We start from the raw sequence: 12562 nt of genomic DNA on the forward strand, positions 1-12562 counted from the left end.
CGCCTCTTACGAAGCCGGTGTTTTCTCCGAAAACACCCAGAGTTTATGCTTACGAAGTCGGTGTTTCCGTCGGAAACACCTGAGCCTATGCTTACGAAGCCGGTGTTTCCGTCGGAAACACCTGAGCCTATGCTTACGAAGTCGGTGTTTCCTTCGGAAACACCTGGGGAGTGATCACCTTGAAAATATGGAAGCCCGGCATCGCGCTTGGCCTGCTGCTCTCTCTGCTGCTGGGCGCGGCGCCGGCTTATGCGAAGCCTTACGTTTCCTTCACGGTCAACCAGCAGGGCAGCGCCCGGCTGACGCAAAGCGCTTATATCCCTGTCGGCGTAATCGACGGCTACGGCATCTTCGGCAAGTCCGGCGCTGCGGCGAAGGCGGCGGGCGGCCCCGATTTTGAAGTCGCGCTCGATGAGCCGCAGGACTTGTTCGTGGATAGCGGCAACCGGCTGTATGTCGCCGATACCGGCAATGGGCGCATCGTGGAGCTGGACGAGCGGGGCAGCCTGCTGCGCCTGATCGGCCAGGGCGAGCTGAAGCAGCCGACCGGCCTGTACGTCGACGGGGCGGGGAACGTTTACGTCGCGGACTACGGTGCCGGGCAGGTGGTTATCTTCGACAAGAACGGCCGGAAGACGAAGACGATCGGCAAACCGGCTTCGAAGCTGTTCGGCGCGGACAATGCGTTTAAGCCGCAGAAAATCATCGCCGATAAACGCGGCAACCTGTACATCGTCGCCGAAGGCTTGATCCAGGGGCTGGTCGAGCTCAGCCCGGAAGGCGATTTTCTCGGCTACTTCGGGGGCAACCGCGCCGGCTTCGATCTGGAGCGGGCGGTGCAGCGCATCTTTTTCACGAAGAAGCAGCTGAGCCAGCTGTCGCAGAAGCTGCCCCCGTCGCCGACGAACCTCGCAGTGGACCGGGACGGCCTCATCTATACCGCGACAGTCGGCTTGGAATCGAAGGCGGTCAAGAAGCTGAACGTGGCGGGCGAAGACCTGTTTCAAAGTTCGGCTTATATGGATACGAATCTGTCGGATATCACCGTCGACGGCATGGGGAACATTTTCGCGGCCGATGCGGTGGAAGGGCTGATTTACGTCTACGACAAAGACGGCAGCCTGCTGTTCGTGTTCGGCGGCAACGACAGCGGCGACCAGCGGCTCGGCTTCTTTACTTCTCCCTCGGGCGTCGCGGTGAACGGGAACGGGCTGCTGTATGTGCTCGATAAGGAACGCGGCAATATCCAGCTGTTTGAGCCGACGCCGTTCGCACTGCTCGTCTACAAGGCAACCTCGCTGTACCTGGACGGCAAATACGCGGAAAGCCTGGAGCCGTGGCGCCAGGTGCTGCGAATGGACGGCATGTTCGACCTGGCCCACGTCGGCATCGGCCTTGCTTATTACAAGCAGGGCGAATACGGCAAGGCGTTCGAGGAGCTTAAAATCGCCCGCAACGTTACCGAATATTCCAACACGTACTGGGAGCTGCGGCGGCAGTGGCTGATGAGCCACGTCTCGACCATCATCGCGGCCCTCGCCGGCTTGATCGCGCTGTGGCTGATTGTCAAACGCGTGCACCGCAAAACCGGCTTCGGCGCACCGGCGCTCCGGACGCTGCGGCGCATCGGCGAAATTCCGCTCGTCCGCGGCCTGCTCCATACGTTTCGGATGCTGCGTCATCCGATCGACGGCTATTACGAGCTGGAGAACGGACGGGCGTCCGTGCTGTCGGCCACGATTTTGCTCGCGCTGCTGGTCGCGGTCCGGCTGTACGAGGTGTACGGGACGAACTTTATTTTCAGCGGCATCGATCCGGTGCGGGTGAACATGATCGGCGAAGCGCTGAAGCTGCTCATCCCCTTCTTCGCCTGGGTCGTCTGCAACTACCTCGTCAGCGTCATTAACGACGGCGAGGGCAAATTCCGGGACGTGTACAAAGGCTCCGTTTACGCGCTGAGCCCGTATATCCTGTTCACCGTGCCGATCACGGTCATGTCCAAAGGGCTGACGCTGCTCGAATCGGTCGTATACGCGTATTCCCGGCAGCTCGTCATTTTGTGGTGCGTTTTCCTGATGTTCGTCATGGTGAAGGAAATTCACGGCTACGAGCTGAAGGAGACGTTCAAAAACGCGGCGATCACCGTTTCCGGAATGATCGTCATGGCGCTGATCGCCTTCATTTTCTTCGGCCTGTCCGATCAGGTGTGGGATTTCGTGCGAAGCGTCGCGGAAGAGGTGAAGTACCGTGTTTAACAAGCGAAAATGGCTGCCGGCGCTGGTCTGCTCGGCTGCGGCCGTGCTGCTGACGGGCGGCTCGATTGTCCGTGTATACGGCGGGTCCGTGTCCGATGCGCGGCCGTTCCGGGCAGCCGCCCTGACCGCGGAGGCCGGGACAGCGGCGAAAACGGCGCAGACGTCCGCGGCGCCGGGTGCCGGCGAACAGCCGTCGGCAGCGGACGCGGTTTCGGCCGCAGGTGCCGAAGCAGCAGCGAATGCGATCGCCGCAGCCGGGTGGAACGCAAACGCCGCACCCGAGCTGAATTCGAACGCCGCCGCCGGGATGAACGCAAATCCCGGTTCGGCGAAGGCTCAGGCGTCCGAGGCAGCCGGCACGCAGGACGAGCAGCTGCTTTTCCGCTCGAACGCCTTTACGATGCCGGAGGATGCGGTGCAGAACGTACCGCCGGCGGCGATCCGGCCCGGATACGACAAAATCGCAGACGACGGCGGGCTGGCGCTCTATATGAACCGGAAGACGCTCGCCATTCAGGTTCAGCTGAAAGCGACCGGTTATGTGTGGTCGTCCGAGCCGGACCGGAGCGACCTGCAGAAGGAGGAGCTGAACGACGACTGGCGCAACGCGATGCTGTCGCCGTTCATTCTCGACTACTATATGGAAGATGCGACGCGCGTTTCTTCCAATTATAAGTCGCTGCACGGCAAGGTGACGGCGATGAAACCGATCGCGAACGGGATGGAGATCGCCTGCGAGCTGCCCGACATCCGGACGAAGCTGACGGTCCGGGTGAAGCTGGACAAGGGCAGTCTCGTCATTACGCTTCCGAACGGCAGCATCGAGGAACAGGGAAGCAGCCGGCTCGCCTCCATCCAGCTGTATCCGTTTCTCGGCGCGGTGCGGCAGGCGTCCGTGCCGGGTTACCTGTTCGTTCCCGACGGCAGCGGCGCCCTGATCCGGTTCGCGGACAATCATACGCAGTACGACGAGCCGTACGTCGGGCAAATTTACGGCAGCGACATCGCCGTGACGGACCTCGCGGGCGTGGGTAATGTCGTCCAGTACCCCATATTTGGCATCGTGCGCGGGGTGAAGCATAACGCTATGATGGGCATCGTTGAGGACGGTAAAACAAACGCAGATATCGTCGCGTATCCGAGCGGCGTCAATACGAATTTCTATTGGATTTCGGCACGCTTCAATATCCGTTACGGCTATTTCCAGCCGACCAGCCAAACGATGGGCGGCATCAATACGTTCACGCAGGCGAAAACCGAAGGCGACAAGCAGGTGCGGTACCGGCTGCTGAGCGGGGCGCAGGCCGACTATGCCGGCATGGCCCGGGCCTACCGGGGCTATCTGGAGGAACGCGGGATGATGCCGGACAAGCGGGCGGCGACGCCCGGCGAAGACGTTCCCGTTCAGGTCGCTCTGCTCGGCGGCGACATCGAGCCGGGCGTGTTGGGCAGCCATGTTGTGAAGATGACGACGTTTGCCGATGCGCAGGCGATTCTGGCCGATTTGCGCAAAGCCGGCGTGCACAACATCGAAGCGGTGCTGGAGGGCTGGAGCAAGGACGGCATGAACGGCGCGCGCCCGCCCGCCCCCGGATTTGCGGGCGGACTCGGCGGACCCGGCGGCTTCAAGCGGCTGATTGACTTCGCCGGCAGGGAAGGCATCGGCCTGTATTTATACGCGGACTACACGAACCTGCTCAGCGGCAGCCCCAGGGTCGACACGCGCGGCGATGCCGTCCGGATGATCACCGGCCGGCTGATCGAATACCCGTATGTCAGCAAATACGTATCCGATTTATTTAAGGATATGAAAGGGTATTACCTCAGCCCGTATACGGCGCTGAAGCTGGCCCGGAACGACTTTCAGGCGTTTGCCGGCGAAGGCGTCCGCGCCGTGGCGCTGGCCGGCGCCGGCAGCGAGCTGTTTTCCGATTATCATAAAGGCAAAACGATCAACCGCACGGAAGCGGCAAGCCTCTACGGGAAGCTGGCGGACGAGGCGTCCGGCCGTTCCATCCGTCTGGCGCTCTATGAACCGAACGATTACATGCTGCGGGCGGCGGGCGCGTATTTCGGCATGCCGGTCGAATCGATGCAGTACATGTACGAGAGCGATACGGTGCCGTTCGTGCCGATGGTGCTGCACGGCTTCGTCGATTATTTCGCCGATTACGCGAACAATGACGCCGACCCGGAGCTCGATCTGCTCCGGCTCATCGATTACGGCGCGTCCCCGTCGTTCATCGTCACGAAGGAGCCGGCGTCGAAGCTGCAGAATACGCCGTCCGGCGAGCTGTTCACGTCCGCGTACGCCGACTGGGCGCCGGAAATCAAGCGGCAGTACGACGAAGTGAACGCGGTGTTGAAAAAGGTGCGCGGCGCAGCTATGACCGGCCGGACGGTCGTTCGCTACGGCGTCGTTAAGGTCAGCTACGATAACGGCGTCGACGTGTGGGTCAATTATACCGGCAGCGACTACAGCGACGGCCGAATTACCGTCAAGGCGAAAAGCGCGCTGGCAGCGGGAGGCGGCCGATCATGAAACTATCCAAACGCAAGCGGGAGGCGTTAACCGGCTATTTGCTCATCCTGCCCTGGATCGCCGGGTTTCTGCTGTTCATGGCGTATCCGCTGATCGACTCGTTTTTCATGAGCTTTAACAAGGTGACGATCACGCCGTACGGCATCGAAACGCGTTATTTGGGCTGGAGCAACTATAAGGACGCGTTTCTGACGGACCCCGAGTTTTCGGAGAAGCTGTTCCTGTTTCTGAAATCGAACGTGCTGACGATTCCGATCGTCATCGTGTTCTCGCTGTTCGTGGCCCTGCTCATCAATCAGCCGGTGCGGGGACGCAGCCTGTTCCGCGCGATTTTCTTCCTGCCGGTCGTCATTACGAGCGGCGAGGTCGTGCAGGAGCTGTTCGCGCAGGGCGCCGCAACGATTCCGCTGGTCGAGAAATACGGCTTTGTCACGATGATTCAAGACAATTTGCCCCCGTCCTGGGCCGACCCGATCATCGGCATTATTAATCAGTTCATTCTCATATTATGGTACTCCGGGGTGCAAATCTTGATTTTCCTGGCCGGACTGCAGAAGGTGAACGCCCAGGTGTACGAAGCGGCGGCGATCGACGGGGCGTCCCCATGGGTGTCGTTCTGGAAAATCACGCTGCCGGAAGTGAAGCCGTTCATTCTGGTCAATTTGATTTACACCGTCATCGACCTGTTCACGAACGGGTTCAGCGACGTCATCCAGCTGATCCAGGACAACATGTTCCAGACGGACACGGGCCTCGGGTATGCCAGCGCGCTGGCGTGGATTTATTTTGCGGTCATTTTCGCCGTGCTGCTTGTCGCAGCGTTCTTTTTCCGCAGCAAAGAACATCGGATTTCCGCCGCCGGGCGGTAAGAAAGGGGTGCCGGGATGAGCAAAATCGAAATCGCCCGCCGCCGGCGGACGGCGGACGTCCGGGCTGCGGCGCTGGCAGCGCTGGTCAAAACGCGCAGCGTGCTGCTCGGGCGAAAAGGCAGCGACGGGCTCATGATGAAAATCGTCATTTACGCCCTGCTAATCAGCATCGGCTTCATCTACGTTTATCCGCTGCTGTTTATGGTCTCGCAAAGCTTCAAAAATTTGGACGACCTGCTCGATCCGACCGTCGCCTGGATTCCGCGGACGCTTTATTGGGCGAACTACGGGGAGGCGTGGCAGGTTCTGCATTATATGCGCACGCTCGGCAGCACGCTGCTGGTCGCCGTGGCGCCCGCCGTCTGCCAGACGGTATCGTGCGCGATCGTCGGCTACGGGTTCGCCAAGTTCCGTTTCCCCGGCAAAACGTTTCTGTTCGGCCTCATGCTGCTGACGTTCATCGTGCCGAAGCAGGTCGTCATGATTCCGACGTTTCTGCTGTTCAAGGATTACGGCATGCTCGAGACGCCGCTGCCGTTCATCGTGCCGGGATTGTTCGCGCAGGGGCTGCGGGGCGCGCTGTTCATCCTGATTTACTGCCAGTTTTTCCGGACGATTCCGGATGCGCTCGAGGAGGCGGCGCAGATGGACGGCGCGGGCTCGCTGCGGACGTTTTTTCGCATTATCCTGCCGATTTCGCTGCCCGCGATCGTCGTCGTGTTCCTGTTCTCGATGGTGTGGCACTGGAACGAGACGTACCTCGCGCCGCTCTACCTCGGCAACGCGATGACAACGCTTCCGCTTGAGCTGAAAACGTTCAACGACGCGTTTAAGGCAATGTACACCGGATCGTCGAAGGTAACGGACGTCAACGAGGCGATCCGGATGGCCGCTACGCTGCTGATCGTCCTGCCGCTGCTCGTGCTTTACCTGTTCGCGCAAAAATGGTTCACGCAGGTCGTCGACAAGACGGGCCTCACGGGAGAGTAGCATGCGGCGGAGGCGGAGGCGGGTGCGGGAGGCTTGGACTCAGGCTGCTCGTGCAGCCGGAGCGGATGCGGTTAGATTCATTTTGCGTTCAAGCGGGGGCTGGATTGGGAACTCTATAGGGAGAGCGGCATGCGATAAGGAGAGAGAGGAGCAATCAACTGTGATTGAAATCGTAAACAAGGAAATCCGGATCGACGGACGGCCGCAGCTGATCCTGTGCGGTGAAATTCATTATTTCCGGCTGCGGCGCGACGAATGGCAGGACCGGCTGGACAAGCTGAAGGCGGCGGGCTGCAACGCGGTCGCCAGCTACGTGCCGTGGCTGTGCCACGAGCCGGAAGAAGGGCGGATCGATCTGCACGGCCGCACGCGGCCGGAGCTGGATTTGGCGGGCTTCATCGATTTATGCCGCGACAACGGGCTCTATTTTTTTCTGCGCCCGGGTCCGTTCATTATGGCGGAGATGAAGAACGAAGGGCTGCCGTACTGGGTATACACGAAGCATCCCGAGATAATGCCGCGCGGCTGGGACGGCCGCCCCGCGACGACGCGGACCGTGGACTACCTGGCGCCCGGCTTTCTGGCCGAGGCGAGACGCTGGTACGAAGCGGTGATGGCGGTCGCCGCACCGCGCCTGCAGCCCGTCGGCGGCAATATTATCGCCATCCAGCTCGACAACGAAATCGGTATGCTGCCCTGGGTCAGCAACGGCCCGGACCTGACTGATTTCGTGCTGGACGATTTTGCCGGCTGGCTCGGCCGGACGTACGGCACGGAAGCGCTGGCTGCCCGCTACCCGTTCGATTTGAGGGATGCGGACGCCCGGCGCACCGCTGTCCGTTCGCCGGGGGAGGATTACGCGCCGGCGCTGCATTTGGACCTCGGCCATTACATGCGGGACCGGTTCGCCCGATACGCGGATACGCTGAAGGGCTACGCCGAGGAGTTCGGCGCGCACGGCGTGCCGTTCGTCATCAACATCCACGGCACCGGCGGAGGCCGCGGCTTCACGTTCCCGATCGGGATCAGCCAGCTGTACGAATGCTACGAGGGCAAGCCGGGCTATTTATCGGGCTCCGACATCTATTTCGGCGATCTCGACATGAATACGTTTCAGGATTTGTATCTGATCAACGGCTTTATGGATGCCGTGCACGACGAGCATCAGCCGCTGACCTCGGTGGAGTTCAACTGCGGCGACGGCAATTTCGGCGAAACGTACGGCGGGCGCTACGACCCGTCGGCGGCCGATTTCAAAATGCGGATGTGCATCGCGCAGGGAAACCGGCTGATCAACTATTATTTGTTCTGCGGCGGGCGCAATTACGTGCTGGACGAGAAGCCCGGCGACGGCAACGACCGCATTGCGTTTACCGGCGAGCGCCACGGCTTCGCGGCCCCCGTCAGCCCGGATGGGGAACTGAACTACACGTTCGACCGGATGGCGCGCGGCATTCAGGCGGCTATGGCCGTAGGCGACAAGCTGGCGGTCATGCGCGAGGAGCGGGATGCGGTCACGTTTGCTTTCATTCCCGACTACTACATGACGGAATACCGCTATCCGGGCAGCGCCAAAATGAAAGCCGTCTACGAAAATATTGAAGCGAACCGCGCCCACTGGGGCTGGGAAACGATGGCCCGGGCGATGCTGCTTGCCGGCTACCGGTTCGGCGCCGCCGACATTCAGAACAAGCCGCTTGTGCCGCAGACAATGCCGGTGCTCGCGCTGCTGTCGGCACGTTATATGGAGGCGGCGCTTCAGCTGAAGCTCGCCGATTACGTGCGGCAGGGAGGCGGACTGCTGCTCTACGGCGAGGTTCCGCTGTACGATATGGAGGGCGAGCCCTGCTCTGAGCTGGCGGACGCGCTCGGCCTGCGCCATACCGGCGACCGCCGCGACGGGCCTCATGCGTACCCTTCCGTCGTCGCGGAAAGCTGGGCGGCGCCGAGACCGGAGGTGCGGACGCATTTCGCGCAGACGTTCGAGCCCGCGGGAGGAGCGGAAGCGGAAACGGTGCTGCGCCTGTACGGCACCGGGGAAGCATGCGGCTTCGAGCTTCGGGCCGGCATGGGGCGCGCTGTCGTGATTACCGCCCGCTACAAATGCGACATCGGCCTGTTCCGGGCTGCGCTTGAGCGGCTGGGGGCGGCGCCGGGTCTTACGCACGACTGCCGCGATCACGGGATCTTCATGACCTCCACCCGGAGCGAAACGGGCGAGCGGTTCATTCATGCGCTGAACCTGGACGGGTTCGGCAAAACGTTCCGCATCTTCGAAAACGGCGAGCCGCTTTTCGGCGGCCGCACGCTGACGCTCGGAAGCAAGGAGGGCGTCATGCTGCCGCTTCATATCGCGGCGGGCGAGGCGCACATCGTATGGTCCACCGCCGAAATTGCGGAAATCGGCGACCGCTCCGTCTCGTTCCGGCTGACCGGGGAACGTGACGCTGTACTGATCGAGACCGGCCGCGAAATTTTACCGGATGAAGATTACACGGTCGAGCATCGGGGGGAAGCGCAGCTAGTCTTATCGAAACGGCACGCCAAGGCGAACGACCGGATGACCGTCCGGTTCGGCGTCCGCTAATTATTCCGGAGGGAGAAATCAAGATGAATTTTACATTGACGGATGAAGAGCGAAATACGGGAAAGCTGAGCCCGAAGAAGCTGGATACGCTTGCCGAGCTGGTGCGGGTCAACGGCTACGTCGTGCTGGAAAGCGTTATTCCGCGGAAACAAATCGAGGAGATTCGCGCGGCGTTCGACCCGTTGTTCGACGAATACATCGGCCGGCGGGGCTACAATACCGGCAAAAACCGGGCGCAAATGTTTCTGCCCTTCGAGCGCCCGTACTGCGACGAAAACATCGTCTGCAATCCGATCGCCATGTCGGTGGTGGACCGGATTCTGGGCGACGACAGCCGCTGCATCTATTTTGCCTCCGACACGCCGATGCCGGGCTCGGATTACCAGAACGCGCACTGCGACATTAGGCCGCTGTTCCCCGATTTCTCGGTCCCGCTGCCGATTTTTAATCTGGTCGTCAACATTCCGCTCGTCGACGTGACGGAGGATAACGGGCCGCTTGAAATTTGGCCGGGCGGCACTCACTTGAACCCGGACCGTTCCAACCACGATACGCTGGACGGCAGCGTGAACCCGCATCTGGACATCGTGCGCGCCGCGTCGCATATGCCGTCGGAAAAAGTGCTGATGCCGGCCGGCTCGGTCGTTATCCGCGACATCCGCGTCTGGCATCGCGGGACGCCGAACCGGTCGGATTACAGGCGAACGAATTTGGCGTTTATTTATAGCAAGAGCTGGTACGGCTACGGTTCCAGCATCCCGATTCCGCAGGAGACGTACGACGCCATGTCGGAGCGGTGCAAGCGGCTGTTCCGTTTCGAGAAAATCGGCTCCCCGGCGCGAAAGCCGTGGGAGTAGCTCCGGGCAGTTACGGGTTCATTTCAAAGAGGAGGGAATGGGGATGCGCCGCTTGACGGACGAAGAGCTGCTCGAATTGGAGAGCAGACAAAGCTTTCTATTTTTCTGGGAAGAAGCGAACGACGATCCGGACAGTCCGGGCTACGGGCTGATCCGCGACCGGGCGCCGGGGCAGCCGGATATGACGAGCGTCGCTTCCGTCGGATTCGGGCTGACCGCGCTGGCGATCGGCGCGGAGCGCGGCTGGGTTCCCCGCGGGGAAGCGCACGAACGGGCTCGGGGCACGATGGTTACGCTGCTTCGCCATGCGGAGCAGCGGCACGGGTTTTTCTTCCATTTCCTTGATTGGAACACAGCGAAGCAATACGGCGGATGCGAGGTTTCCGTCATCGATACGGCGATCTGCATCTGCGGCGTCCTGGCGGCCGGCGAATATTTCGGCGGATACGTCCGGGAGCTGGCGCAGGACCTCTACGAGCGGGTGGAATGGGACTGGTACCGCAACCCGGAAACGAACCAGTTCTATATGGGCTACAGTGATAAGGAAAAGCGCCACTTCGGCGCCTGGGACCATTACGCCGAGCAGTTTATGATGTATTTTCTGGGTGCGGCGTCGCCCACGCATCCGGTACCGGCCGATATGTTCGACGATTTCGTGCGGTACGTCGGCTATTACGGCGGCTATGGGCCGGTCATCCACAGTACGGGCGGGGCGCTGTTCGTGTACCAGTTTTCGCACGCCTGGTTCGATTTTCGCGGGCGGAAAGATAAATTCGGCGTCGACTGGTTTGAAAATTCAGTGCAGGCTACCTTGGCCAACCGGCAGTTTTGCATCGATCATAGGGACCGCTCAAAAACGTTCGGCGCAAATTCCTGGGGGCTGACGGCGTGCGACGGGCCGCGCGGCTACAGCGGCGGCTACGGCGCCAACCCGAACACGACGAAGCGCGATTACGTCGACGGCACGATTCCGCCGTGCGGCGCGGCCGGCTCGATCGTGTTTGCGCCTGAGGAATCGATCGCCGCGCTGCGCCATTATTACGAGCATTTCCCGCACCTCTGGGGCAAATACGGCTTTCAGGACGCGTACAACCTGGACGTTTCGCCGGCTTGGTTTGCGGAGGACGTGATCGGCATCGACAAAGGCATTTCGCTTCTTATGATCGAGAATTACCGGGCGGGCTTCGTCTGGCGCCATTTCATGAACGTTCCGGCGGCGCGGCGGGGCATGGCGCTCTGTATGGGCATGCCGGCGGAGACGCTCGGGTAGACGGGAACCGCCGGCCGAAGCGAACGGCGGTTCGCGCTTGGCCGGCGGTTATTCCAGAAACCGTCTGGACCGTTATCCGATTCCAGCTCTTTGTTGCATTTCCGATTTTTACGTGGTACAATGAATATAAAATTGTGACCTGAGGAATTCGGATGAATTCACATATTGTAGAGGGTTATTATTTTGGATGAGGAATAACCTTGTACAATATGTGAATTTTTATTTTTGACAAAATAAAAGGTCATATAGAGTTAAACTTAGGAGGTAATGAACACATGCAACAAGGTACAGTGAAATGGTTCAATGCAGAGAAAGGCTTCGGCTTTATCGAAGTTGAAGGCGGCAACGACGTATTCGTACACTTCAGCGCGATCGTAGGCGAAGGCTTCAAATCGCTCGACGAAGGCCAACGCGTTGAGTTCAACGTTGTTCAAGGCAACCGCGGACCGCAAGCCGAGAACGTCGTTAAGCTGTAAGCAGGAATCGGCATGCCCCAAGCGGTATTATCGTTTGGGGCATTTTGCTTTTGGGTCCGTCCAAATTAAACAAGAAAGAGGGAGCGTTCCATGTACAATTCACGCAAAAAACCGATGGAAGAAATTGCTGAAGAAATGACTGCAATCTGGTCGTGTACGAATGAAACGTGCAACGGATGGATGCGGGATAATTTCTCGTTTTCCAGCAATCCGACATGCCCTCAATGCCAATCCCCGATGGAGAAAGGCGAGAAGAAGCTCGCCGTGCTCGTCAATACGAATCCGCGGCGGAACGGGGAATAATCCCGGAAAGCCGCTCCATATGCATAATTACAGACACCGCGAGGTGTCTTTTTGTCGTCTCGGCGGCCCGGCCCGCTGCCGCTGCGCCGGGGAGGGCTGCTGTTTTTCATGATTTTGGCTTCGCTGTCGCAAGCTAATGGTTACCAAGCTTCTTACGAAGCGGCGCTTTATTCCATAAAACGCTGAGCGTATGCTTACGAAGCGGAGTTTTACTACGTAAAACGTAAAGCATAGGCTTACGAAGCGGCGTTTTACACCGTTTTACGCCGTAAAACGCTGAGGAGGTTAACGATCCTTGAACTGGACGTGGGTGACGCAGGTCCGGGGGACGGAGATTCTGATGGCCATCGGCATCCTGCTGCTCTTTCTGCTGTTTCGCAAGCTGTTCGCGGCTTATCTGTTTCCTCTGCTGC

General features: G+C 60.1%; 9 protein-coding genes. All 9 read left to right on the top strand.

Annotated features, from left to right (window positions below):
- Positions 1-179 precede the first annotated feature (179 nt).
- Complete coding sequence (locus PD282_RS01515; protein ID WP_274648635.1) at positions 180-2255, top strand: YIP1 family protein; 2076 nt, start codon at positions 180-182, stop codon at positions 2253-2255.
- Positions 2248-4797: a DUF5696 domain-containing protein gene (locus tag PD282_RS01520; RefSeq protein WP_274648636.1), complete on the top strand. Its 2550-nt coding sequence runs from the start codon at positions 2248-2250 to the stop codon at positions 4795-4797. Before PD282_RS01515 ends, PD282_RS01520 begins: the two co-directional genes overlap by 8 nt.
- Positions 4794-5666, top strand: a complete 873-nt coding sequence (locus PD282_RS01525; protein ID WP_274648637.1) for a carbohydrate ABC transporter permease — start codon at positions 4794-4796, stop codon at positions 5664-5666. The genes PD282_RS01520 and PD282_RS01525 overlap by 4 nt, the downstream gene beginning before the upstream one ends.
- Before the next feature lie 15 nt (positions 5667-5681).
- On the top strand, positions 5682-6656 hold the full coding sequence (locus PD282_RS01530; protein WP_274648638.1) for a carbohydrate ABC transporter permease: 975 nt from the start codon (positions 5682-5684) through the stop codon (positions 6654-6656).
- Positions 6657-6816: 160 nt separating this feature from the next.
- Entirely contained in the window at positions 6817-9243 is a 2427-nt protein-coding gene (locus PD282_RS01535; protein WP_274648639.1) for a beta-galactosidase, read from the top strand.
- A gap of 23 nt (positions 9244-9266) precedes the next feature.
- Positions 9267-10100: a phytanoyl-CoA dioxygenase family protein gene (locus tag PD282_RS01540; protein ID WP_274648640.1), complete on the top strand. Its 834-nt coding sequence runs from the start codon at positions 9267-9269 to the stop codon at positions 10098-10100.
- A 43-nt stretch (positions 10101-10143) separates the two neighbouring features.
- Positions 10144-11370: a glucoamylase family protein gene (locus PD282_RS01545; RefSeq protein WP_274648641.1), complete on the top strand. Its 1227-nt coding sequence runs from the start codon at positions 10144-10146 to the stop codon at positions 11368-11370.
- Between the two features lie 275 nt (positions 11371-11645).
- Complete coding sequence (locus PD282_RS01550; protein ID WP_274648642.1) at positions 11646-11846, top strand: cold-shock protein; 201 nt, start codon at positions 11646-11648, stop codon at positions 11844-11846.
- Between the two features lie 90 nt (positions 11847-11936).
- The gene (locus PD282_RS01555; protein ID WP_274648643.1) at positions 11937-12149 is read left to right on the top strand and encodes a cold-shock protein; all 213 of its coding nucleotides are present in this window, start codon (positions 11937-11939) and stop codon (positions 12147-12149) included.
- Positions 12150-12562: the final 413 nt, after the last annotated feature.

Source organism: Paenibacillus humicola, from assembly GCF_028826105.1.
GTDB classification, from domain to species: domain Bacteria; phylum Bacillota; class Bacilli; order Paenibacillales; family Paenibacillaceae; genus Paenibacillus_Z; species Paenibacillus_Z humicola.

Excerpts from the sequence above, each read along its gene's own strand:
- PD282_RS01550 (WP_274648642.1), top strand. The coding sequence starts at position 11,646 with ATGCAACAAGGTACAGTGAAATGGTTCAATGCAGAGAAAGGCTTCGGC.
- PD282_RS01540 (WP_274648640.1), top strand. The coding sequence starts at position 9,267 with ATGAATTTTACATTGACGGATGAAGAGCGAAATACGGGAAAGCTGAGC.
- PD282_RS01555 (WP_274648643.1), top strand. The coding sequence starts at position 11,937 with ATGTACAATTCACGCAAAAAACCGATGGAAGAAATTGCTGAAGAAATG.
- PD282_RS01530 (WP_274648638.1), top strand. The coding sequence starts at position 5,682 with ATGAGCAAAATCGAAATCGCCCGCCGCCGGCGGACGGCGGACGTCCGG.
- PD282_RS01525 (WP_274648637.1), top strand. The coding sequence starts at position 4,794 with ATGAAACTATCCAAACGCAAGCGGGAGGCGTTAACCGGCTATTTGCTC.
- PD282_RS01545 (WP_274648641.1), top strand. The coding sequence starts at position 10,144 with ATGCGCCGCTTGACGGACGAAGAGCTGCTCGAATTGGAGAGCAGACAA.